We start from the raw sequence: 23,237 nt of genomic DNA, 5'->3' as shown, positions 1-23,237 counted from the left end.
CTTCCTTCTGGCCGGCAGCCGCCCCTTATCTGCGGCCGCGCGGCGGTCTCGTCCCCGGCGCTTTGCGTGCGGGGGTCTTGTTGCGGCGAGTTGCCTTGTGGAAGGAACGCACCGCCGTCGGCATCGGCCGCCCGTCGCTCAGCATTTCGAAGCGCAGCGCCCCGGCAAGCGGCACGGCTTCTGCCAGTTTTACGGTCACATCGTCGCCGAGACGGTAACCGAGCCCGGTCTTCTCGCCGGTCAGCGCCTGATGCGCCTCGTCGTAGATGAAGTAATCGGTGCCGAGCGTAGATATAGGGATGAAACCATCGGCGCCATAGTCGGGCAGGGTGACAAAAAGTCCCGACTTGGTGACGCCGCCAACGCGTGCCTCGAATTCCGCGCCGACACGGCCGGCAAGGTGATGGGCGATCAGCCGGTCCACGGTCTCGCGTTCGGCCGCCATGGCGCGGCGCTCGAAGGTGGAGATTTCAGCCGCGATATCGTCGAGCGATGCCTCTTCGTCCGGGGTGATGCCGCCTTCGCCGAGGCCGAGCGAGCCGACGAGCGCGCGATGCACGATCAGATCCGCATAACGGCGGATCGGCGAAGTGAAGTGCGCGTATTTCATCAGGTTGAGGCCGAAATGCCCGATGTTGTCGGGGCTGTAGATCGCCTGGCTCTGCGAGCGCAGCACCATCTCGTTGACCATGGTCTGATGCGGCGTGCCCTCCGCTTTCGCGAGGATGCCGTTGAAGCTGTTGGCGCGGACGTTGCCGCCCTTGGCGAGCGACATGCCGAGCGTCGCCAGGAATTCGCGCAGCACCTCCTGCTTGGCGAGCGTCGGCCCGTCATGGATGCGGTAGACGAGCACTTGTTTCCGCTTCTCAAGAGTCTCGGCTGCGGCGACGTTCGCCTGGATCATCATCTCTTCGATGAGCTTGTGCGCGTCGAGGCGCGGCGGCACGAAGACGCGATCGACCGTGCCGTCAGGCTTGAGCAGGATCTTGCGCTCGGGCATGTCGAGCTCGAGCGGCTGGCGCCGGTCGCGGCCCTTCTTCAGAATGTTGTAGGCGTGCCAGAGCGGCTTGAGGATCGGCTCCAGCATCGGCCCCGTCTTGTCATCGGGCTGGCCGTCGATCGCCGCCTGTGCCTGCTGGTAGGAAAGCTTGGCGGCGCTCTTCATCATGATGCGATGGAAGGTGTGCCCCGCCTTGCGCCCTTCCTTGGAGAAGACCATCCGCACCGCGAGGGCAGGGCGGTCGACGCCTTCCTTCAGCGAGCAGAGATCGTTGGAGATGCGCTCGGGCAGCATCGGCACGACGCGGTCCGGGAAATAGACCGAATTGCCCCGTTTCAGCGCCTCGCGATCGAGCGGCGAGTTCGGGCGCACATACCAGGAGACATCGGCGATGGCGACGGTGATGATCACGCCGTCCGGATTGTCGGGCGAGGGATCCATTTCGGCATAGACGGCATCGTCATGGTCCTTGGCGTCGGCCGGATCGATTGTTATCAGCGGCAGGCTGCGCCAATCCTCGCGATGGGACATCGTTGCGGGCTTGGCCGCATCGGCCTCCGCAATAACTGCAGCGGGAAAGACATGCGGGATGCCGTGGGCATGAATGGCGATCATCGAGATCGCCTTTTCAGAGGCGACCGAACCGACGACAGACAGTACTTTGGCGCGTTGCAGGCCGAAACGGCCAAGGCGTGCCACTTCGACTTCGACCAGATCGCCGTCCTTGGCGCCCCCGGTATAATCCGGATCGATCACCATTTCCTCGCCGCGCCGTTCGATCGGCATCAGTCGGCCGCCACCGCCGGGCGTCTCGCGGAAGACGCCCATGGAGGCGCCTTGCCGCTTGTCGATGACCTTGATGATGCGGGCCGTATAGGCAGGGCCGCCGCGATCCACCGACGGGAAGATCTTCGCGAGAACGCGGTCGCCCATGCCGGCGACCGGCGCCTTGCCCTTGCCGTTACGGCCGGCAGGCGAGGAGGATTGCTTGATCATCACGGCCGGTGCGACACCGTTTTCGTCAGCCCATTCGGCCGGGCGGCCGATCAAACTGCCATCCTTCTCGCGAGTGGTGATATCGAGAACGGCAATCGGCGGCAGCGCGCCGGGGCGGATGAGCGACTTGCGGCTCTTCTGCACCATGCCTTCTTCTTCGAGTTCGCGCAGCAGTTCCTTCAGCGCGACGCGGCTTTCGCCCTTCAAGCCGAAGGCCTTGGCCAGTTCGCGTTTGGAGGCCTGCTGCGGATGATCGGCGATGAAGCGCAGAATGACCTCGCGCGGCGGCAGGACACCGTGGACGATAGCCATCATGGGCTCGGCATCGCCACCTGCCTTACCGGCGCGGCCGGGTTTGCCGGAACGCCGTTCCGACGATGGAATCCTGCCGCGCGGTTCTCTGCTCACTCTGCACTCTTCTTTTTCGCTGCCGTCTTGGCCGGGGGCTTCTTTGCAGCAGCCTTCGGCTTGGCGGTCGTTTTCGTCGCTTTTGCGCCAGCTGCCGCAGTCTTTGCTTTGGCGGGCGCCTTCTTGGTGGTGCTGCCGCTCTTGCCGGCCTTCGCAGCAATCAGAGCCAAGGCCTCCTCGACCGTGATCGCCTGCGGATCCGTACCCTTCGGCAAGGTGGCGTTGACCTTGCCCCAGTTGACATAGGGGCCATACTTGCCGTCGCGGACCGTGATCGAGCCACCGCCGTCCGGATGCTCGCCGAGATCCTTCAGCGCTGCAGGAGTGCCGCCGCGTGCCCTGCCGCCAGCCGCCTTGTTCTGCCTTTCGGCAATCAGCGTCACGGCACGGTTCAGGCCGACGGTGAAGACGTCTTCCACGCTTTCGAGGTTGGCGTAGCTGCCGTCATGCAGAAGGAAAGGTCCATAGCGGCCGATGCCGGAAGAGATCATCTTGCCGCTTTCCGGGTGCTTGCCAATGTCGCGCGGCAGCGAGATCAAAGCCATCGCCTTTTCGTAGTCGATATCCTCGGGCTTCCAGCCTTTCGGCAGCGAGGCGCGCTTGGCATCCTTGCCATCACCTCGCTGGATATAGGGTCCGAAGCGGCCCGAACGCAGCGTCAGCTCTTCACCGGTGACCGGATCGGCACCGAGCGCCTTCGGCTCGTTCAACCCATTGGATTCGGCTTCAGCGCCGCCTTCGGAAGAAAGCTGGCGAGTGTAGTTGCATTCCGGATAGTTCGAGCAGCCGACGAAGGCGCCGTATTTACCGAGCTTCAGCGACAGGTTGCCCGTGCCGCAGACCTGGCAGATGCGCGGATCGCTGCCGTCTTCGCGCTTGGGGAAGACGAGCGGCGCCAGCGCCTCGTTCAGCGCGTCGAGCACGTTGGTGACGCGCAGTTCCTTGGTGTCTTCGATCTGGGCGAAGAAATCGCGCCAGAAGTCGCGGAGCACGTCCTTCCAGTTCAGTTCGCCGGCCGAGATGCGGTCCAGCTTCTCTTCAAGATCGGCGGTGAAGTCGTATTCGACGTATTTGGTGAAGAAGCTTTCGAGAAAGGCGGTGACAAGCCGGCCCTTGGCCTGCGGCAGCAGCTTGCGCTTGTCGATCGTCACGTAGTCGCGGTCACGCAGTGTCGCGAGCGTTGCGGCATAGGTCGATGGACGGCCGATGCCGAGTTCTTCCATCTTCTTGATCAGCGACGCTTCCGAATAGCGCGGCGGCGGCTCGGTGAAGTGCTGCGTCGAGTTGATCTTCTGCTTGGCGAGGTTTTCGCGAGCATTGATTTCGGGCAGGCGACCATCTTCGTCGTCGGCATCGTCACTCTGTTCGCCGTCTTCCTTCTGGTCGGTATAGGCGGCGATGAAGCCGTCGAAGCGGATGACGGAGCCGACGGCGCGCAGGCCTGCCTTCTTGCCGGCATTGTCGGCAAGGATTTCGACGGTGGTGCGCTCGATCTCGGCCGATGCCATCTGGCTGGCGATGCCGCGCTTCCAGATCAGGTCGTAGAGTCTGAGCTGGTCGGCATCGAGGAACTTGCGGACGCGGTCCGGCGTGCGATCGAAATCGGTCGGACGAATGGCTTCGTGCGCTTCCTGGGCATTCTTCGCCTTGGTCGAGTAGAAGCGTGCCTTCTCCGGTAGGTATCGGTTGCCGAATTGATCGGCAATGGCGTGTCGCGCCGCATCGATCGCTTCCGGCGCCATCTGCACGCCGTCCGTACGCATATAGGTGATGAGACCGACCGTCTCGCCGCCGATATCGACACCTTCATAGAGCTTCTGCGCGACCTGCATGGTGCGCGAGGCCGAGAAGCCGAGCTTGGAGGAGGCAGCCTGCTGCAGCGTGGACGTAGTGAAAGGCGGTGCCGGATTGCGCTTGACCGGCTTTGCCTCGACGCTGTCGACGACATAGGCGGCGCCTTCGAGCAATGCCTTCAGCTTGCCGGCCTCTTCGCCATTGCCGATTGCGCGCGGCTGCAGGCGCTTGCCGTCGGCGGCGACCAGGCGCGCCTCGAATTCATCGCCGCGCGGCGTCTTCAGGATTGCCGAAAGGTTCCAGTATTCTTCGGAAATGAAGCGCTCGATCTCGGATTCTCGGTCGCAGACGAGACGAAGTGCGACTGACTGCACGCGGCCGGCCGAGCGGGCGCCAGGCAGCTTGCGCCACAGGACCGGCGACAGGTTGAAGCCGACGAGATAGTCGAGGGCGCGGCGGGCGAGATAGGCATCGACCAGCGGCACGTCGATATCGCGCGGGTCGGCCATCGCGTCGAGCACGGCCTTCTTGGTGATGGCGTTGAAGACGACGCGCTTCACCGGCTTGCCGTTGATGACGCGCTTCTTGTTGAGCAGGTCGAGCACATGCCAGGAAATAGCTTCACCCTCGCGATCCGGGTCGGTCGCGAGGAACAGGCCGTCGGAGGATTTCATCGCGTCGGCGATGTCCTTCATGCGCTTTTGCGAAGCGCCGTCGACTTCCCACAGCATTTCGAAATCTTGATCCGGCAGCACCGAACCGTCTTTGGCGGGCAGGTCGCGCACATGGCCGAAGGAAGCAAGAACCTTATATCCGGGTCCCAGATATTTGTTGATTGTCTTGGCCTTGGCAGGCGATTCCACCACTACTACATTCATCATTAAGTCTCTGAATATGAGGTCGCGCCGGTATAAGGCGCGGGAGATACCGGTTTTTTCCGTCTTCCCGGCCTTCCGACATGGACAGGGAAATCGTCGCGGTCAAGAGGCGAAGGCGATTTTTGCGCTTGGCGTGACGATGCGATGCTTAGAATTGGTACGCGTGTCACAGTTTTCAATCCAGCATGGAGATCGACACCAGCCCGCCGGGATGGCGATGCAGCCGGCCGGCCATGTCCAATTCGAGAAGGACGGAATGAACAGCCGATATCGGTAGGCCGGTATGGCGGGCGATGTCGTCGATTTCGACCGGCGTCGGCCCGAGCGCCTCGACGATGTGGTCGCGCTCCGCATCATCGGGCGGTGTCGAGAGCGGCTTATGCCTTTCGACGGGCGCTTCGGGAGGGCGCGGATGGAAGAGATCGGGCTCGGCGAGCGGCCGCAGCGCCTCGACGACATCGTTCGGCGTCGTCACGATCATCGCGCCGTCCTTGAGCAGGCCGTTCGTGCCTTCGCAGCGAGGATCGAGCGGCGAGCCGGGAACGGCAAAGACGAGCCTGCCGAATTCGCCGGCAAGCCGCGCCGTAATCAGAGAGCCGGAGCGCGTTGCCGCCTCGACGACCACGACGCCGAGTGAGATGCCGGCGATCAGGCGGTTGCGTCGCGGGAAGTCGCGAGCCCTCGGCTCCCAGCCGAAGGGCATTTCGCTGACGGCAAGTCCGTTGCCGTCCCAGATTTCGTTCAGCAGGCTGATATTCTCGGGCGGGTAGGGCTGGTCGAGCCCGCCCGCCATGGCGGCGATCGTGCCGGTCGCGAGGCTGGCGCGGTGGGCAGCCGTATCGATGCCGCGCGCGAGGCCCGAGACCACGGCATAGCCGGCCTCGCCGCAGAGGCGGGCGATCATGGCGGTGAATTTTGCGCCGCTGATCGAAGAGTTTCGCGAGCCGACCATGCCGATGGCCGGTCTTGTCGCTGTGGGCATGTTACCTTTGACCGCAAGAAGCGGCGGCGCGCCGTCGATCTCCCGAAGAGCAGGAGGATAGTCCGGTTCGCCGATGCCGACGAAGCGTGCGCCAAAGCGATGCGCTGCTTCCAGCTCCCGCAAGGCGTCCCGTTCATCGGCGATGCGGATGGCCCGTGTCGAGCCGCCGCTCTGCGAAAGCTCCTGCAGCATGGCAAGTGCTGCTTCGGCCGAACCGTAGTGATTGATGAGATCGCGAAAGGTGGACGGTCCGACATTGTCGGAGCGGATGAGCCTGAGCCAGGCGATCCTTTGTCTTTCGGTCAGCGCAACTCCGGTCCGTCTTGCGCTGCCTGTGTCCATTACCCCTTCGCTCCGATCTTGCTTTCCGTCCCGGTGGTGAGCCGGGCGATGTTGGCCCTGTGCTTGTACCAGGAGATGATGGTCATCAGCGCCATGGCGGCGGCGATTTTATCGACGCCCAATATCCACAATACAACCGGGATGACAAGAGTTGCAACCAGCGCGGAAAGCGAGGAGTAACGGGTGGTGAAGGCGATGACCAGCCAGATGATGGCGAAAATCAAGGCCATCAGCGGCGCCAGACCAAGCAAGATACCCAGATAGGTCGCGACGCCCTTGCCACCCTTGAAGCCGATCCAGACCGGGAAGATATGACCGATGAAGGCCGCGAAACCAGCGAGCACCGCCGCGTCATTGCCGAAGAAATGCGCGACGATCAACACGGCGACGGTGGCCTTGAAGGCGTCGAGCAGCAGGGTGGCGGCCGCAAGCCCCTTGTTGCCGGTACGCAGCACATTGGTCGCGCCGATATTGCCCGAGCCGATGTTGCGCACGTCTCCTAACCCGGCCATGCGGGTCAGCAAGAGGCCGAAGGGAATGGAGCCGAGCAGGTAGCCGATGACGAGGGCGGCCAGCGCGGTCTGTAGGGAAAGCTGCCAAGTCCAGAAGTCCGCCATCACGTCCTATTCTCCGTAAATTCCGGGCCTGTGCTAGAGGCTGTGAACCAGCTTGCCGGCAACATAGGTTGCAACAGCCCTGCCGCTCATTCTCGCATCTTCGAAGGGTGTATTCTTCGAGCGCGACAGAAGCATGTCTTTTGCGACAAGCCAAGGCTCGTCGAGATCGACAAGCGCAATATCGGCCTTGGCGCCGGGCTTCAGCGTGCCCGCAGCGAGCCCGAAGATCTGTGCCGGCCGTGTCGAGAGCGCATCGACGAGCCGCATCAGGCTGACCTGGCCGCTGTGATAGAGCCGGAGCGCGGCGGGTAGCAGCGTCTCGAGTCCGACGGCACCGTCTTCCGCCTCTCCGAACGGCAGGCGCTTCGTATCCACATCCTGCGGGTCATGCGAGGAGACGATGATGTCGATCGTGCCGTCCGCCAGAGCTTCGATCATGCCCGTGCGGTCGTCCTCGGAGCGCAGCGGCGGATAGAGCTTGAAGAAGGTCCGATATTCGCCGATGTCGTTCTCGTTGAGCGCGAGATTGTTGATCGAGATACCGCAGGTAACCTTGGCCCCGCGCGAGCGGGCGAGGCGAATGGCCTCCGCCGATTCCGGCACCGAAATCATCGCTGCATGATAATGACTGCGCGTCAGCGTCGCGATGCGCAGGTCGCGTTCCAGCGGGATCAGCTCGGCTTCCTTCGGAATGCCTGAGAGCCCGAGCCAGCTTGCGAGCAAGCCTTCGTGCATGACGCCGTTTGCGCCGAGATATTTGTCGCGCGTCTCGCAGGAGATCACCGCGCCGAATTCCCGCGCATAGGTCATCAAACGGCGCAGGACCTGGCTATCGTGGACGCTGGAATGCGCGTCGGTGAAAACCACGGCGCCGGCTTCCCGCAGCAGGCCGATCTCGGTCATTTCCTCGCCGGCGAGCCCTTTGGTGAGGGCTGCGGCCGGGTAAACGTTGACGACGGCCGTATCGCGCGCCGTCTTCCTGACGAACTCAACGAGGGCGATATCGTCGATGACGGGATCCGTGTCCGGCATCATGATGAAGGAGGTGACGCCACCGGCCGCTGCCGCGCGGCTCGCGGAGGCGATGGTTTCGCGATGTTCGCCGCCGGGCTCCCCGACATGCACGCGCGCGTCCACCAGGCCAGGGATGGCAACGAGACCGTTGCAATCGCGAACGGTGGCGCCTTTAGGAACCCCATGGTTCTTCGCATCCTTGCCGGATGCAACGATCACGCCGTTTTCGACAACGATCGTGCCGACCTCGTCGAGATTGCGGGAGGGATCGATGACGCGGACGTTCTGGAGGACGATCGAGTTGCTCATGCGCCGGCTCCCTCGCTGCGAGGTCCTTGGTTCTGTGAAACGAGCAGGGTTTCCATCACGGCCATGCGGACAGCGACGCCCATTTCCACCTGTTCGGCGATGACGCTTTGCGGGCCGTCGGCCACTTCGGAAGCGATTTCCACCCCGCGGTTCATCGGGCCGGGATGCATGACGAGCGCATCCTCCTTGGCGGCCTTGAGGGTTTCCGCGTCAAGCCCGTAGAAGTGATAGTATTCGCGCACCGAGGGCACGAAGGCACCGGACATGCGCTCGCGCTGCAGCCGCAGCATCATCACGACGTCGGCGTCCTTTAGTCCTTCCTTCATCGAATGGAAGACTTCGACGCCCATGTCGGCGATGCCGGCCGGCAGCAGGGTGGCGGGCGCCACGACACGGACGCGCGCGCCCATGGCGTTCAGGAGTAGAATGTTGGAACGGGCCACGCGCGAATGCAGGACGTCGCCGCAGATCGCGACGATGATGCGCGAGAGCTTGCCCTTGGCGCGGCGGATCGTCAGCGCGTCGAGCAGGGCCTGCGTCGGATGCTCATGCTGACCGTCGCCGGCATTGACCACGGAGCAGGAGACCTTCTGCGCCAGCAGCGCCGCGGCACCGGCGCTCGAATGGCGGATGACAAGCACGTCTGGCCGCATTGCGTTCAGCGTCATCGCCGTATCGATCAGCGTCTCGCCCTTTTTGACCGAGGAGTTGCCGACCGACATGTTCATCACATCGGCGCCGAGCCGTTTGCCGGCCAGCTCGAAAGAGGCTTGAGTGCGTGTCGACGCTTCGAAGAAGAGATTGATTTGCGTGAGGCCGCGAAGCGTCGACGTCTTCTTCTCGCGCTGGCGGCTGATCTTGACCGCTTCGTCCGCCTTGTCGAGAAGATAGGTGATATCCTGCTCGGTGAGGCCTTTGATGCCGATGAGGTGGCGGTGGGGAAAGAAGACCATGGACCTGCCCTCTGAATGTCGTCACGGGGTCTATAGAGAGGGAGCGCGAAAGGGGCAAGCGCGTGCATGCGAAGACCCTGCTTGTTCCCCATGCAATTTCGTCCGAATCCCGCTACAGCAGCTATGCTGTTGGGAGACGTAACTTCCAGTTTCCTTTTGCAACCCTCTTGCTCTACAAGCGATTCATGACCCAACCGACCAGGACTGACGACCCATTTACCGACCTGAACCAGCCGAGCCTCTGGACCGGCATCAATGCCTATCGTTCCGATCCGCTGATCGTCGATCTGACCTCTGCATTGCCGCGTTCGATACGGGAAGAGCTGGAGCAGCATGGTCGTTTCGTCACCTCGCACGAGGCGCAGGAACTGGCGCGCATGGCAAACCAGGGCGTGCCGCAACTGCGCACCCATGGTCCGCGCGGCGAACGTCTCGATGTCGTCGAATTCCATCCGGCCTGGCATGCGCTGATGCGCCGCTCCATGGCGACGGGCCTGCATTCTTCGATCTGGGATGCGCAGGCCGATCCGGAGGCCAAGGGCCAGTCCCACAAGGTGCGTGCTGCCCGCTTCTATCTGACGGCGCAGCTCGAATGCGGCCATCTTTGCCCGCTGACGATGACCAGCGCCTCGGTGGCTGCGATGATGGCGTCGCCGGCCGTGCAGAAGGACTGGGCGCCGAGGATTCTCTCGCGCAAGTATGATTCGTCCAACAAGCCTGCCATGCAGAAGTCGGCCGTCACCATCGGCATGGGCATGACGGAGAAGCAGGGCGGCACCGATGTGCGCGCCAACAGGACGACCGCCGACAAGGTGAGCGAGGGCATCTACCGGCTTTCCGGCCATAAATGGTTCATGTCGGCGCCGATGAGCGATGCCTTCATCATGCTCGCCCAGACCAAGGACGGCATGGGCTGCTTCCTTGTGCCGCGGCTGCTGGAGGACGGCTCGGCCAACGGCCTGCATTTCCAGAGGCTCAAGGACAAGCTCGGCAACCGCTCGAATGCTTCCTCGGAAGTCGAGTTTACTGACACGTTCGGCTTTCTGCTCGGGGCGCCGGATGGCGGCATCCGCACGATCCTCGATATGGTGACGCTGACGCGGCTCGACTGCGCGCTGGCCTCCGCCGGCATCATGCGGGCTTCATTGGCCGAAGCCGTGCATCATGCGCGCGGCCGCAGCGTCTTCGGCAAGATGCTCGTCAACCAGCCGATCATGACGCGCGTGCTCGCCGACATGGCGCTCGACGTCGCTGCCGCGACCGCGCTCGCCTTCCGTCTGGCCGAGGCCTTCGATAAGGCGAGCGGCAGCAGCGAAGACGCCGCCTATGCCCGCGTGATGACGCCGGTTGCCAAATATTGGTGCTGCAAGATCGCACCGGCGCTGATCTACGAAGCCATGGAGTGCATCGGCGGCAGCGGCTACATCGAGGAGCGTCCGATTGCCCGTCATTATCGCGAGGCTCCCGTCAACGCGATCTGGGAAGGCTCCGGCAACGTCATGGCGCTCGATGTGCTCCGCGTTTTGAACCGCGGCAGGGACCTGTTCGAGACTGTCTTTGCCGGTCTTGCCCGCGATCTCGGCCCGGCCGGCAAAAAGACGATCGAAGTCCTGCGTGCGGCCATGGCGCTTTGCGAGCAGGATGAGGGCGCGGCGCGCCTGCTGGTCGAGCAGATGGCGCTCGCAGCCGGTGCGGCCGAGCTTTATCGCCTCGGCGCGGGCAAGATCGCCGATGCCTTCATCGAAACCCGCCTGGCCGGCGGCTGGCGCGCGACTTACGGCATGCTCGATGCGCGTTTCGACGCGAGCTATATCGTCGATCTTCTTTATCCGCCGGCTACGTAAGCATGGTTTCCATTCGAACCGTTCGGCTGGAGGATATCGACCAGCTCTACGCCATCTCGCTTTCGACCGGCGATGCCGGCAAGGACGCGGCGCCGCTCCATCGCGACGGCCGCCTGATCGGGCACATCTATTCCGCGCCCTACGCCACACTTCATCCCGAGCTGGTCTTCGTTGCCGAGGATGAGGAGGGTGTCTTCGGCTACATCGCCGGTGTCTTCGATACGATCGCCTTCGAGCAGCGGCTGGAGCGCGAGTGGTGGCCGCACCTACGGGGGCTCTACGCCGATCCCGAGGGCGATCCGGCCCTTTGGGATGCGGATCAGAAACGGATCTCGGCGATCCATCATCCGAAGCAGGCGCCGGCGATCCTTATCGAACAATTCCCCGCACATATTCATATGAACCTGCTGCCGCGAGCCCAGGGCAAAGGCGTGGGTACTGCACTGCTGGATCGCTGGATGGAGAATGCCCGGCTCGGCGGCATCAAGGGCATTCATCTCGGCGCCAATAGCAGCAATCACAGCGGCATCCGCTTCTGGTCGTCGCGCGGCTTCGTCCCCGTGGAACTTCCGCCGGGCCTGGCGTCCGAAACCACTGTATGGTTTGGTCAATCTCTCTAATCTGTGGATTCGCGGGCTTTGATCGGCTCGCACCGGGGCGGCTTTGTTGCTTGGGCTGGTGCAGCTTGCTATTCACCGATCGGTGACAGATTGGAGTCGAGTCGATGGCCGTCGCAAACACTGCCGTTAAAACCCCTTTGGAAATGCCTGTCGTGGAAAAGCGCGTGCGCAACCGCGCCGCAACCGAGCAGGCCATCCTCGATGCCGCCAAGCGGCTCCTGGCGGAGGAGGGGTTCCAGAATTTCGGCATCAATGCGGTCGCCCGCGGCGCCGGCTGCGACAAGCAGCTGATCTACCGCTACTACGGCGGCCTCAATGGCCTGGTAGAGGCCATTGGAACCGACCTTGGCAGCTGGGTGGCGGATCGCATCCCCGACGATACCGGCGGCATGTTCCTCCTCACCTACGGCGATCTGATGGAACGGCTCTCGCTGCTGTTTCTCGACGCCTTGCGCGCCGACCCCTTGATGCGCCGCATCGTCGCCTGGGAAGTGTCCGAAAGCAGCGAACAGGTCCGCCGCCTGTCGGAAGCGCGCTCCAAGGCGCTCGCCGGCTGGATCGAGCGTATGCGCGGCTCGCTGGTGCCGCCCAAGGGCGTCGATGCTCAGGCGGTCAATGCCATGATCTTTGCGGCCATCCAGCACATCGTGCTGGCGTCGGCCGTCAGCGACCAGTGTGCCGGGCTTGCCTTGAAAAACAACAGGGACTGGGAGAAGGCGGCAACCGCTTTGAAGCGGATCGTGCGCGGCGTCTACGGCTGATGCCGACCCTCGAGCATGATGCCGAAAAGTGTTAGCGGTTTTCGGATGACATCATGCTCTACTTATTTGATTCTAGAGCGGATTCAGATTTTAGGTCGAACAGACCTAAAATCATCCGACTCTAGGCGAGGGATATCCACAAACCCGCTCCGCCGTTAACCTTAACAAATGGTTTACGTTGCGCGGCAACGGTTAACTCGTCAGTGTTAGGAGACGATTAGTTAACCATCAAGCGTGCAGCCATGGGGTCGAAACCCGCAAAATTAGTGTTTCTCGTTACGGCGATGATGTTCTTCGCCGTACTCGCACTAGATATAACGCTGCCCGCAATGGTGTTGAGCGCCATGGCGCTGTCGAACTGGCTCGTCCTTTCGGCTGGCACGACGCAATATCCGCGTCGGAGAGGTACCGCATGAAGTGGTTGTTGATTTGCTGGGCCGCCCCGGTCTCGTTCCTCGGGGCATGGTATTATCTGTCGTACTACGACATGAGCTTCGGCATCTTCATGCTGACGCGGCAGATGCACGATCTGGTGTTCGAGATCTACGGCAAAATCCTTGGCATTCCGCCGGAAACCATTCCGCCGCTGGTCGCCCGCGCCATCGCTTTCGACAGCGTATTGGTCTTCGCGATCTACGGCTTTCGCCGCCGCGCTGCCATCATCGAATGGTGGTGCCGCCGTCAGGCGTCGAGATCGGACAAGGTTGCCCTTCCGAGTGCCGACAGCCTGTCCAACGCCCCCTGAAGAATGAAGCTCGCCGCCGCCGAGTCGATGCGCTCGGCGCGCTTGGCACGCGACACGTCCATTTCCAGCAGCGCCCGTTCGGCCGCAACGGTCGAAAGCCGCTCGTCCCAGAAAACGAAGGGCAGGGCGGTCTTTTCCGACATGCTGCGCACGAAGGCGCGCGTTGCCTGCACGCGCGGCCCGGCTGAGCCATCCATATTGATCGGAAGCCCTATGACGAAGGCCGCGACCTTTTCCTTCTCGGCGAAGGCAAGCAATGTTTCGGCGTCCTGCGTGAACTTCACTCGCTTGATGACGGGGCGTGGCGTCGCAAAGCGCCGCCCGAGATCGGACATGGCAAGGCCGATCGTCTTGGTGCCGAGATCGAGGCCGGCGACGGCCTGACCGGGCAGGAGCATCACGGCTAGGTCTTCGATGGTCAGCGTCGTCATCGGGGTCATGCTCCTGTCAAAACAAATTGAAGCCAAGGCCGCTTTTCTTTGCGGTGGTTTGGGATATTTCCTAGACACCAGCACTGTATTTCAAATCAAGTCTTAAGGAGCAATCCAATGAAGATCACCTGGCTCGGCCATGCCGCCTTTCGTATCGAAACGGCCAAGGCGAAAATACTCATCGATCCTTTCTTCACCTATAATCCTTCCTTTGCCGCTGCCGGCCTCAATATGAAGGAGGCGGTCGAAGGCGTGTCCCATATCCTGCTGACGCACGGCCATGCCGACCATGTCGGCGACACGGTCCAGATCGCCAAGGATACGGGCGCCGTCGTGCTCGCCAATGCCGATCTCGCATCCTGGCTCGGCATCAAGGGCGTGGAGAAGCTGGAAATGGGCAATACAGGCGGCACCGTCGGTCTCGGCAGCTTCTCGGCCACCTTCACCAATGCCCTGCATTCCTCTGCTCAGATCACCGAGGATGGCGTTTCCCACGCGCTCGGCAATCCGAACGGCCTGATGTTGCATTTCGACGACGAGCCGACGCTGTTTCATATGGGCGATACCGACATCTTCTCGGATATGGGCCTCGTTAACGAACTGCATCAGCCCGATATCGGCATCGTGCCGATCGGCGACCGCTTCACCATGGGCGGTGCAGTGGCCGCGCTCGCCTGCCAGCGCTTCTTCAACTTCAAGACCGCGATTCCTTGTCACTACGGCACTTTCCCGATCATCGATCAGACCCCGGAAAAGTTCATCGCCGGGCTGGAAGGTTCCAAGACCGCGGTTGCGGCGCCGAAGGCTGGCGAGAGTGTTTCTGCTTAACGATACCCGTTGCGTATGGCGGACATGGTCTTTATAGCGATAGGAAAAATCCTATCCGGAGAATGCCATGTCCGTCGATCTCGCCACCGTCAAACGCGTCGCCCATCTTGCCCGTATCGCCGTCAATGAAGACGAAGCGCAGCGGATGATGGGTGAGCTGAACGGCATTCTGGGCTTTGTCGAGCAGCTCTCCGAAGTGAATGTCGATGGCGTCGAGGCCATGACCTCGGTAACCCCGATGGCGATGAAGAAGCGCACCGATGAGGTGACCGACGGCAGTAAGGCCGCCGACATCGTCGCCAATGCGCCGAATACCGATCAGAATTTCTTCCTGGTGCCCAAAGTCGTCGAATAACGGCTCTCTTCGAGCCTGTTCCGACCCGTTGCCCAATTCCAGATCTGAAGCGAAACAAAATGAGCGAACTGACCAGCCTGACCATTGCCGAAGCCCGCGACAAGCTGCGCGCCAAGCAGATTACCGCCACCGAACTGACTGAAGCCTATATCTCAGCGATCGAGGCGGCCAACGGTCAGATCAATGCCTATGTGAAGGTGACGCCGCAAAAGGCGCTTGCAATGGCCAAGGTGTCGGACGCCCGCCTTGCGGAAGGCAAAGCCGGTGCGTTGGAAGGCATTCCGCTCGGCATCAAGGACCTGTTCGGCACGGAAGGCATTCATACGCAGGCCTGCAGCCACATCCTGGACGGCTTCAAGCCGCGCTATGAATCGACTGTCACGCAGAACCTCTGGAACGACGGCGCCGTCATGCTGGGCAAGCTCAACATGGACGAATTTGCCATGGGCTCTTCCAACGAGACCTCTTACTACGGCCCGGTGATCAACCCCTGGCGTGCCGAGGGCTCCAACCAGCAGCTCGTTCCGGGCGGCTCCTCCGGCGGTTCGGCCGCTGCCGTTGCAGCCCATCTCTGCGCCGGCGCCACCGCGACCGACACCGGCGGCTCCATTCGTCAGCCGGCTGCCTTCACCGGTACCGTCGGCATCAAGCCCACCTATGGCCGTTGCTCGCGCTGGGGCATCGTCGCCTTCGCCTCGTCGCTCGACCAGGCCGGCCCGATCGCCCGCGACGTGCGCGATGCCGCCATTCTCCTGAAGTCGATGGCAAGCATTGATGCGAAGGACACGACCTCTGTCGACCTGCCCGTGCCGGATTACGAAGCCTCGCTCGGCCAGTCGTTGAAGGGCATGAAGATCGGCATTCCCAACGAATATCGTGTTGACGGCATGCCGGAAGAGATCGAAACGCTCTGGCAGCAGGGCATCGCCTGGCTGAAGGATGCCGGCGCCGAGATCGTCAACATCTCCCTGCCGCACACCAAATATGCGCTGCCGGCCTATTACATCGTCGCGCCTGCCGAGGCATCCTCGAACCTCGCCCGCTACGACGGCGTCCGCTACGGCCTGCGCGTCGACGGCAAGGATATCGTCGACATGTACGAGAAGACGCGCGCCGCGGGCTTCGGCCAGGAAGTGAAGCGCCGTATCATGATCGGCACCTATGTTCTGTCTGCCGGCTATTACGACGCTTACTATCTGCGCGCCCAGAAGGTCCGTACGCTGATCAAGCGCGACTTCGAGCTTGCCTTCAACGCCGGCGTCGACGCGATCCTGACGCCCGCCACGCCGTCCTCCGCCTTCGGCGTCGCCGACGAGGACCTCGCTTCCGATCCGGTGAAGATGTATCTCAACGACATCTTCACGGTGACGGTCAACATGGCCGGTCTTCCGGGCATCGCCGTCCCCGCCGGCCTCGACTCAAAGGGCCTGCCGCTCGGCCTGCAGCTCATCGGCAAGCCGTTCGAAGAAGAGACCCTGTTCAAGACCGCCCACGTCATCGAACAGGCGGCCGGCAAGTTCACGCCAGCGAAGTGGTGGTAACGGGTCTAACGATCCGAGCGATGAATGCGGCCGACCATGGCGCTTTTGCCAGTCGAAAAGGTTCATCTCGGGAAAACGTTGGTTTGATTTTACGCTAACGGCGTATCGCGGCGGCAGAAGCCGCCGCGACCGATTGCTATCTATTATTCAATTGCGCTCTCACCAGCCGCAGCCCCTTGTCGCTGATGCGGTAGGGATGGCCGTCGGTGGATTTGATGGCCTTGAGGCGTTTCAGCCTGCGGAAGAGGTCGATGCCGAAATCGGGGTAGAGCCAGCCGTCGCGCGTGAAGCAGTAGACGGTTTCGATCTTCTTATTTTCGCTGCGTTCGGTTTCAATGCGCCCGCCCTGGGCGAGCAGGTGCAGGATGCGCTGTTCTGCGCGAGAGATGTCCATTGTTGTCAGAATCCGTATAGCGCCAAAAGGCGCGCAAAAACGATCCGAAGCTTCCCTCAAGGGAAGTCGGGGCTTCGTTTTTTTCAGGCCCGGCACGCAAGAAGACTTGCGAGCGGGCCTTTACCGGGATTGACCAAAGTTAGACATCAAAACTCCATTGACGCGCCCTGTCTAAAGCAGGTTGTGTTTCGCAGTCAAGCTCAACTCACCCGAGGTGCTTCCTGCCGTCAAACAGGACGGCGAATCTCGCCGCTGGCAAAAGCCTCTGGCCGGTGCTTTACTGCTCACAAATGACGGGGGACCGATGATCCATATTCGCAATGCCCATGAAGGCGAAACCAAGGTGCTGGCAAGTATCGGCCTGCGCTCCTGGCAGAAGGCGATGGGCGCGATCGGTGGGATGGGCGAGCTGCTGGAAAGCGCAAGCGAGGCCTTTTCGAATTTTACCCGCAATCTCTGGCTGACGATCACGGTCATCGAGCTAAACGGCGAGGCGGTCGGGTGGGCCGCGCGCGAAGCGCTGGACGAGGCGATCTCGGATTTCTGGATCGATCCGGATTTCGCGAGGCGAGGCCTCGGCTCAGCGCTTCTGGAGCGCATCGAGCAGGATGTGCGCGAGCAGGGGCTGGAAAAGATTTCGCTACAGAGCCATGCGGGAAACACGGATGCCATCGCCTTCTTCAAGGCGCGCGGCTTTGAAATCCACTGGTTGTCGATCGTCTATTCCCCAAAGCTTGACGGTGATGTGCCGACCGTCGGGCTTTCCAAATCGTTGATCGATGAGAGCGATGGCGCTTACGGACCGGGCATATAGCGCATCCGCGGATGCCGAAAGCCTTGCGCCGCCTCGCCAATTGCTCTACCTCACCAAAGCAGAAAACAGCATCATACAAGAGCTTCCCATGACCATTGTCGACGTCCGTACGCCAGATCCGAAACGCTTCATTCCCGGTGCCACCGGTGACTGGGAAGTCGTTATCGGGATGGAAGTCCACGCCCAGGTGTTGAGCAACTCCAAGCTCTTCTCCGGCGCATCGACGGAGTTCGGCAATCCTCAGAATTCCAATGTCTCGCTCGTCGATGCCGCCATGCCCGGCATGCTGCCCGTCATCAATGAGGAGTGCGTCAAGCAGGCCGTGCGCACGGGTCTCGGCCTGAAGGCTAAGGTCAACAATCGTTCGATCTTCGACCGCAAGAACTATTTCTATCCCGACCTGCCGCAGGGCTATCAGATCTCGCAGTTCAAGGATCCGATCGTCGGCGAGGGCAAGATCGTCATTTCGCTCGGCCCCGATCGCCAAGGCCAGTTCGAGGATATCGAGATCGGCATCGAGCGCCTGCATCTGGAGCAGGATGCAGGCAAGTCGATGCACGACCAGCACGCCACCATGTCCTATGTCGATCTCAACCGCTCCGGTGTGGCGCTGATGGAAATCGTCTCCAAGCCGGACATCCGCTCGTCGGACGAGGCGAAGGCCTATATGACGAAGCTGCGCTCGATCGTGCGCTATCTCGGCACCTGCGACGGCAACATGGACGAAGGCTCGATGCGCGCCGACGTCAACGTCTCCGTGCGCCGTCCAGGCGGCGAATTCGGCACGCGCTGCGAAATCAAGAACGTCAACTCCATCCGCTTCATCGGCCAGGCGATCGAATATGAAGCGCGCCGTCAGATCGGCATTCTGGAAGACGGCGGCAAGATCGATCAGGAAACCCGCCTGTTCGATCCGAACAAGGGCGAGACCCGCTCCCTGCGCACCAAGGAAGATGCGCATGACTACCGCTATTTCCCCGATCCGGATCTGCTGCCGCTCGAATTCGACGATGCCTTTGTCAGGGCGCTCGAAGCGCATCTGCCGGAGCTGCCCGACGACAAGAAGGAGCGCTTCGTCCGCGAACTCGGCCTGTCGATCTACGACGCCTCCGTGCTCGTCTCGGAAAAGGCGATCGCCGATTATTTCGAAGCCGTTGCCGCTGGCCGTGACGGCAAGATGGCTGCCAACTGGGTCATCAACGACCTGCTTGGCGCCTTGAACAAGTCAGGCAAAGGCATTGAAGAGACTCCGGTTTCGCCCGCCCAGCTCGGCGCGATCATCGATCTCATCAAGGCCGAAACCATCTCCGGCAAGATCGCCAAGGATCTGTTCGAAATCGTACTCAACGAGGGCGGCGATCCCGCCGAGATCGTTGAATCGCGCGGCATGAAGCAGGTCACCGACACCGGTGCCATCGAAAAGGCAGTCGACGAGATCATAGCCGCCAACCCGGATCAGGTCGCCAAGGTCAAAGCGAAGCCGACGCTTGCCGGCTGGTTCGTCGGGCAGGTGATGAAGTCGACGGGCGGCAAGGCCAATCCGCAGGCCGTGCAGGCGCTGGTTAAGGCCAAGCTCGGCATCGAAGAGGAATAATCGGTGTTCTTCGTGCGCACCGCCAGCGAGCAGGATCTGGAAAAGGTCCGCTCTCTGCTCGGCGAGACTTGGCATACGACCTACGACCATATTTACGGTCGCGACAAAGTTAGCGAGTTGCATGCCTCCTGGCATTCGCCTGCTTCGCTGAAGGCGCGGTTGGCGAACAAGAACTCCGAATTCCTGGTCGCGGATGACGGCAGGACGATCGGCGGCATGGGCTATGCCGCCATGTCCAAAGAGATGGCCAAGACCGTCATGCTGTACATGCTCTATGTCGGCCCGCGCTACCAGCGCCAGGGCATCGGCCGCGATATTTTCGCCGAGCTGGAAACCTGCTTCCCGGATGCGGAAATCATGCGTCTGGAAGTCGATCCGCAAAACGAGCCCGCGATCTCCTTCTACAAAGCGCATGGCTTTGTCGAAGTCGGCCACGCGGACAACAGCGGGCAGGGGCAGTCGGGCATGCCGACGCTGATATTCGAAAAGCCATTGGCTACGTAGTGGCCGGCAGGCTTTTAGCTGCGTTGCCGGTCTTTTGGGTCACTAGCGCGGCTTTGCTGGCTAGGCCACCTATTCGGTTTTCTCTACTTTTTTATAGCGTGCATGGAATTTGACTATCAACTCGAGAAGCCCTGGCTTTTCGTAGGTCAGATCCGAAACCGCGATACCAACGTGCTGCATATCCCCAGCCACTTGGCGGATACTACGCTTTGCGCCACGTAGCTGCCCTGTAATGCGCCGCCCTGGAGCCAACAGCAGCCAAACATGGTGGTCTGGCCGGCTCCAATCTAGCGTATCGGCAGAGAAAAGCGCACCTTCGGATAGGATTATCGCAATGACAAGCAAGCAAAGGCCCAGAAGTATGATGCCCAACATCATGCCCAGGCTTCGGCGGGGTGCAGGGACGTCAATTTTCTCGATATCGTCCCAAGGGATAAAGTCTGATCCCAATCGCGCATCCTTTATGCCTTCCGGCGATATGATCAAAATTGCCTTTCGCCCCTGAAAAATAAGCTTAAGCAATGCCATGACAGCGACGTACGCGGTCATCAGCGCAAGTGATATCCACGCGATGCTTGTGATGATGTTACTTCTTGAAAGAAAGGCTATAAAAACAAGCACTACCGTAAAAAATATATACGCTGCTGCCTCGGATCCCAACGCAGAATTGGCGTATTCGATCCTATACGTTTCGCTGGTCGACATGATTGCTTTTCAGTTCCTCCACGGAACAAAGACGTAGGTACGATACATTGCCCTCACAAGAACTACTTATCCGCGAGGCGAAAGAATCCGATCTTCCCTCACTGATCGGCCTTTTCGCCGACGACGCCATGGGTGGCCATGGCGATACGACCGCCCCCTCCGCCTATAGCGACTATCTGCGCGCCTTTCGCTCCATCGCGGCATCCTCCGACCAGACGCTCTATGCCGCCGAGCTTGCCGGCGAGATCGTCGGTACATTCCAGACGATCGTGGTCACCTCGCTGCATGGGCGCGGATCGTCGACGATGATCATCGAATCTGTGCAGACCCGAGCCGACCTGCGCGGGCGGGGGATCGGCGCCGCGATGATCAATTTCTGCATCGAGGAGGCAAAAGGCCGCGGCATGAAGATGGTGCAGTTGACCTCGAATGCTATCCGCAAGGATGCGCATCGCTTCTATGAGAGGCTAGGTTTCAAGCCGACACATCTAGGCTTCAAGATGACATTGAAATGAGCCGGTTTGCCTGCTGGAATCACTGGACAAGCCGGTTCCATGGCGGCATAAGCAAACTATCGAATTCTGGTATCGCTCGCCCCTCAGCGGGTATCGAGGAAAAGACATGTGGAATTTCATCGTACAAACCTTCACCTGGTGGAATGGTCAGACAATGGGGACGCGTTTCGCGACCTGGCGTTTTGGCAAGCGCGTCGGCGAAGATGAATTTGGCAATGTCTATTACGAAGGCGGTATGTCCTCCTACGGCCTCCCGAAGCGCTGGGTGATCTACAAAGGCTATGCCGAGGCTTCGGCAATTCCTCCGGGCTGGCACGGGTGGATGCATCACCGCACCGACGTTCCGCCGACCAAGGACAATTACGTCACCAAGGAATGGCAGAAGCAGCATCGCGCCAATCAGACCGGCACGCCGCAGGCCTATCGCCCGCCCGGTTCGCTGGCCGTTGCCGGTGAGCGTCCGCGCGTGACCGGCGACTACGACGCCTGGACCCCGGGCAACTGAGCACGAGAGCCGGCTCGTCCTTTGGCCACAATTGGCCGTTAGGCGCGAGGGATGCCGGCTCTTGCTCGGCACTTTGACCGAGACCAAGCGGAGATTGCCGGATATGACGTTTTTCACGCGGAGCGCTTCTTTGCGTGCAATATCGGGGGCAGGGATCGCTCTCCTGGCTGGCATCATGTCCGCACCCTCTGCCGAAGCGGCCCGCATCGCCAATCCGGTCGCCGTTTTTTCCGGCCTCGACAAGATTACTGGCCGCATCACGACATTCGATGTCTATATCAACGAGACCGTGCAGTTCGGCGCACTGCAGGTAACGCCGCGCACCTGTTATACGCGCGATGAGACCGAGCAGCAGAAGGTGGATGGCTTCGTCGAGGTCGACGAGATTACGCTGGACCGCCGCATCCGTCGTATCTTCACAGGCTGGATGTTTGCAGACAGCCCCGGCCTCAATGCGGTTGAGCACCCGATCTATGACGTCTGGCTGAAAGAGTGCAAGCAGAAGTCCGACGTTCCGCCGCCGGACAACGCCGGCGCAAAATAATCGCTTTCAAGAGTTTCGCTATAGAATTGTACCGCTCGCAGAAGCCTTGCTCCTGCGGGCAGAGTTTTAGTGTCCTTCCGAATGGATAGCTGCATGTCCGATCGCTTGGCGATCAACGGCATCCGATAGGTCGAGAACGATCCTCATCCCGTCTCTGGCCCTGTGGCGCAGAAAGTCGCTGCGGTCCGGATGAACGTTCAAATTGCCTCTGTCGTGGAGAGCCTGGAGCCTCGAACGCGAGATCGCCAGCTCCGACGCCAGCAGCCGGTCAAGGCGGAGGTTCGCCGAGAGTTTTGCTGCTATCTCGATTTCCAGCTTCGCCCAGTCGACTGCCTCCCGCACAGTCTCCTTCGCAACGACCGCATCCGGCGGTTCCTCGATGCGCTTGGCCTTCCGTTTCAGCCCGTCGAGATCGAATTCCTGCGCGCGTACCCAACTCGGGTCACTGTGCTGCAATGCCTCCAGGGTTGCGGGGGCGAGCTCGCGAAGGTTTCGCCGCTCGAAGAGCGTTCTGTTCCATGTCTTGTCGCAATCGACGCATTTGTAGATGAGCCAGGCATCGAGCCTTCTGCCGTTGGCGTTGAGCCTGACCTTGCCGCTTGACCTGAAGGGTTTCAAGCATCCGCAAGTGCTGCAGGCGATCCATGGGCGCGGTGCAGTCTGGGGAGAAATGGTCCAACGGACCTGAAGAATATTGCACATACCGTCTTGGTCTTCCGTCTGGAAGTCCACCAGGCTGGCGGTAAGACAAGCCCGTCAGGGCACGGTATGGCGATGTTGCGGGACGGCTGAAGAGCTGAGACAGCAATGGCTGCGCAAGGCGCGTTGTCACAATGCCAAACCGGTCTCAGGCCACCACCCGATGAACATGAATATGCGTCGAACAGCGGCATGCCGTCCCGATGCACTGGGTGAAACTGGATGAGACCGGTATTTACAAAGGCAAAGCAGAACCTCTATGCGCCAACGCTCTTCGCGCTGAGCGATAGCAAATAACAACCAGAGTTTGAAGCCCAAAAAGCTTCAGGCTGGGATTGTTCAAACGTCTATATTTCCCTTACGGCGAAACAGGCCGAGAATCTTGCGTCCGGCGGTAGCCTCGCCCACCAGGACGACGATCAGCCCCTTCTTCAGCGCAGGGAGGGCGACGCCAAAGCTCTTGAAGAAGCGGAGAACGATCGCAAGGAAGCCAAGCTTTGCCGCAACCTTCACGCCGGCACCGGCTGCGATCATCCCGGCCATAC

Annotated in this window: 24 protein-coding genes; 13 read left to right on the top strand and 11 right to left on the bottom strand. The window is 61.2% G+C overall.

Going from position 1 to position 23,237, the window contains the following annotated elements:
• Positions 1–25: 25 nt before the first annotated feature.
• From rnr to QD409_RS16045, 6 genes are all read right to left on the bottom strand, one after another.
• Positions 26–2,404, bottom strand: a complete 2,379-nt coding sequence (gene rnr, locus QD409_RS16070) for a ribonuclease R (RefSeq protein ID WP_430763084.1) — start codon at positions 2,402–2,404, stop codon at positions 26–28.
• Positions 2,401–5,076: a type I DNA topoisomerase gene (gene topA, locus QD409_RS16065; RefSeq protein WP_092845261.1), complete on the bottom strand. Its 2,676-nt coding sequence runs from the start codon at positions 5,074–5,076 to the stop codon at positions 2,401–2,403. Before topA ends, rnr begins: the two co-directional genes overlap by 4 nt.
• 175 nt (positions 5,077–5,251) lie before the next feature.
• Complete coding sequence (gene dprA / locus QD409_RS16060) at positions 5,252–6,400, bottom strand: DNA-processing protein DprA (RefSeq protein WP_430763083.1); 1,149 nt, start codon at positions 6,398–6,400, stop codon at positions 5,252–5,254.
• Positions 6,400–7,017: a glycerol-3-phosphate 1-O-acyltransferase PlsY gene (gene plsY / locus QD409_RS16055; protein ID WP_430763082.1), complete on the bottom strand. Its 618-nt coding sequence runs from the start codon at positions 7,015–7,017 to the stop codon at positions 6,400–6,402. Before plsY ends, dprA begins: the two co-directional genes overlap by 1 nt.
• A gap of 33 nt (positions 7,018–7,050) precedes the next feature.
• The gene (locus tag QD409_RS16050; protein ID WP_430763081.1) at positions 7,051–8,340 is read right to left on the bottom strand and encodes a dihydroorotase; all 1,290 of its coding nucleotides are present in this window, start codon (positions 8,338–8,340) and stop codon (positions 7,051–7,053) included.
• Positions 8,337–9,293 (bottom strand): aspartate carbamoyltransferase catalytic subunit, encoded by a 957-nt coding sequence (locus QD409_RS16045; protein WP_430763080.1) that lies wholly within the window; start codon positions 9,291–9,293, stop codon positions 8,337–8,339. The genes QD409_RS16050 and QD409_RS16045 overlap by 4 nt, the downstream gene beginning before the upstream one ends.
• A gap of 185 nt (positions 9,294–9,478) precedes the next feature.
• On the opposite strand from QD409_RS16045, the gene QD409_RS16040 reads away from it, so the two are divergent.
• The 4 genes from QD409_RS16040 (at position 9,479) to QD409_RS16025 (ending at position 13,263) form a co-directional block, all read left to right on the top strand.
• On the top strand, positions 9,479–11,137 hold the full coding sequence (locus tag QD409_RS16040; protein ID WP_430763079.1) for an acyl-CoA dehydrogenase family protein: 1,659 nt from the start codon (positions 9,479–9,481) through the stop codon (positions 11,135–11,137).
• Between the two features lie 2 nt (positions 11,138–11,139).
• Positions 11,140–11,757: a GNAT family N-acetyltransferase gene (locus QD409_RS16035; RefSeq protein ID WP_430763078.1), complete on the top strand. Its 618-nt coding sequence runs from the start codon at positions 11,140–11,142 to the stop codon at positions 11,755–11,757.
• A 104-nt stretch (positions 11,758–11,861) separates the two neighbouring features.
• On the top strand, positions 11,862–12,518 hold the full coding sequence (locus QD409_RS16030; protein ID WP_430763077.1) for a TetR/AcrR family transcriptional regulator: 657 nt from the start codon (positions 11,862–11,864) through the stop codon (positions 12,516–12,518).
• Positions 12,519–12,930: 412 nt separating this feature from the next.
• The gene (locus QD409_RS16025; protein WP_092844872.1) at positions 12,931–13,263 is read left to right on the top strand and encodes a DUF6105 family protein; all 333 of its coding nucleotides are present in this window, start codon (positions 12,931–12,933) and stop codon (positions 13,261–13,263) included.
• Here QD409_RS16025 and ruvX read toward each other — a convergent pair.
• Complete coding sequence (gene ruvX, locus QD409_RS16020) at positions 13,200–13,694, bottom strand: Holliday junction resolvase RuvX (protein WP_092844874.1); 495 nt, start codon at positions 13,692–13,694, stop codon at positions 13,200–13,202. The genes QD409_RS16025 and ruvX overlap by 64 nt on opposite strands.
• Before the next feature lie 117 nt (positions 13,695–13,811).
• On the opposite strand from ruvX, the gene QD409_RS16015 reads away from it, so the two are divergent.
• The 3 genes from QD409_RS16015 (at position 13,812) to gatA (ending at position 16,418) form a co-directional block, all read left to right on the top strand.
• The gene (locus tag QD409_RS16015) at positions 13,812–14,522 is read left to right on the top strand and encodes a metal-dependent hydrolase (protein ID WP_430763076.1); all 711 of its coding nucleotides are present in this window, start codon (positions 13,812–13,814) and stop codon (positions 14,520–14,522) included.
• 67 nt (positions 14,523–14,589) lie between these two features.
• The gene (gene gatC / locus QD409_RS16010) at positions 14,590–14,877 is read left to right on the top strand and encodes an Asp-tRNA(Asn)/Glu-tRNA(Gln) amidotransferase subunit GatC (protein ID WP_368513087.1); all 288 of its coding nucleotides are present in this window, start codon (positions 14,590–14,592) and stop codon (positions 14,875–14,877) included.
• A gap of 59 nt (positions 14,878–14,936) precedes the next feature.
• Positions 14,937–16,418: an Asp-tRNA(Asn)/Glu-tRNA(Gln) amidotransferase subunit GatA gene (gene gatA / locus QD409_RS16005; RefSeq protein ID WP_430763075.1), complete on the top strand. Its 1,482-nt coding sequence runs from the start codon at positions 14,937–14,939 to the stop codon at positions 16,416–16,418.
• A gap of 136 nt (positions 16,419–16,554) precedes the next feature.
• Here gatA and QD409_RS16000 read toward each other — a convergent pair whose 3' ends face one another.
• Entirely contained in the window at positions 16,555–16,812 is a 258-nt protein-coding gene (locus QD409_RS16000) for a YjhX family toxin (protein ID WP_430763074.1), read from the bottom strand.
• A 304-nt stretch (positions 16,813–17,116) separates the two neighbouring features.
• Between QD409_RS16000 and QD409_RS15995 the strand changes: the two genes are divergently transcribed.
• From QD409_RS15995 to QD409_RS15985, 3 genes are all read left to right on the top strand, one after another.
• On the top strand, positions 17,117–17,626 hold the full coding sequence (locus tag QD409_RS15995) for a GNAT family N-acetyltransferase (protein ID WP_430763073.1): 510 nt from the start codon (positions 17,117–17,119) through the stop codon (positions 17,624–17,626).
• A gap of 88 nt (positions 17,627–17,714) precedes the next feature.
• On the top strand, positions 17,715–19,220 hold the full coding sequence (gene gatB, locus QD409_RS15990; RefSeq protein WP_430763072.1) for an Asp-tRNA(Asn)/Glu-tRNA(Gln) amidotransferase subunit GatB: 1,506 nt from the start codon (positions 17,715–17,717) through the stop codon (positions 19,218–19,220).
• Positions 19,221–19,223: 3 nt separating this feature from the next.
• Entirely contained in the window at positions 19,224–19,724 is a 501-nt protein-coding gene (locus tag QD409_RS15985) for a GNAT family N-acetyltransferase (RefSeq protein ID WP_092844884.1), read from the top strand.
• 69 nt (positions 19,725–19,793) lie between these two features.
• On the opposite strand, the gene QD409_RS15980 is transcribed toward QD409_RS15985, so the two are convergent.
• Positions 19,794–20,429, bottom strand: coding sequence for a hypothetical protein (locus QD409_RS15980; RefSeq protein ID WP_092844886.1), 636 nt, complete (start codon positions 20,427–20,429; stop codon positions 19,794–19,796).
• Positions 20,430–20,476: 47 nt separating this feature from the next.
• On the opposite strand from QD409_RS15980, the gene QD409_RS15975 reads away from it, so the two are divergent.
• The 3 genes from QD409_RS15975 (at position 20,477) to QD409_RS15965 (ending at position 21,993) form a co-directional block, all read left to right on the top strand.
• The gene (locus QD409_RS15975) at positions 20,477–20,944 is read left to right on the top strand and encodes a GNAT family N-acetyltransferase (RefSeq protein ID WP_245297932.1); all 468 of its coding nucleotides are present in this window, start codon (positions 20,477–20,479) and stop codon (positions 20,942–20,944) included.
• A 106-nt stretch (positions 20,945–21,050) separates the two neighbouring features.
• The gene (locus tag QD409_RS15970; protein ID WP_092844891.1) at positions 21,051–21,449 is read left to right on the top strand and encodes an NADH:ubiquinone oxidoreductase subunit NDUFA12; all 399 of its coding nucleotides are present in this window, start codon (positions 21,051–21,053) and stop codon (positions 21,447–21,449) included.
• A gap of 103 nt (positions 21,450–21,552) precedes the next feature.
• Positions 21,553–21,993 (top strand): DUF2155 domain-containing protein, encoded by a 441-nt coding sequence (locus QD409_RS15965; protein WP_430763071.1) that lies wholly within the window; start codon positions 21,553–21,555, stop codon positions 21,991–21,993.
• Positions 21,994–22,059: 66 nt separating this feature from the next.
• Here the strand turns inward: QD409_RS15965 and QD409_RS15960 are convergent, their stop codons facing one another.
• Complete coding sequence (locus QD409_RS15960; protein ID WP_430763070.1) at positions 22,060–22,611, bottom strand: DUF1062 domain-containing protein; 552 nt, start codon at positions 22,609–22,611, stop codon at positions 22,060–22,062.
• A 420-nt stretch (positions 22,612–23,031) separates the two neighbouring features.
• The gene (locus QD409_RS15955; RefSeq protein ID WP_430763069.1) at positions 23,032–23,235 is read right to left on the bottom strand and encodes a hypothetical protein; all 204 of its coding nucleotides are present in this window, start codon (positions 23,233–23,235) and stop codon (positions 23,032–23,034) included.
• Positions 23,236–23,237: the final 2 nt, after the last annotated feature.

The organism is Rhizobium sp. BR 315, assembly GCF_050577975.1.
In the GTDB taxonomy this organism is placed as follows: Bacteria; Pseudomonadota; Alphaproteobacteria; order Rhizobiales; family Rhizobiaceae; genus Rhizobium; species Rhizobium miluonense.
Note: the sequence above shows the minus strand (reverse complement) of the source record. Positions and strands in the feature narration are given on the sequence as shown.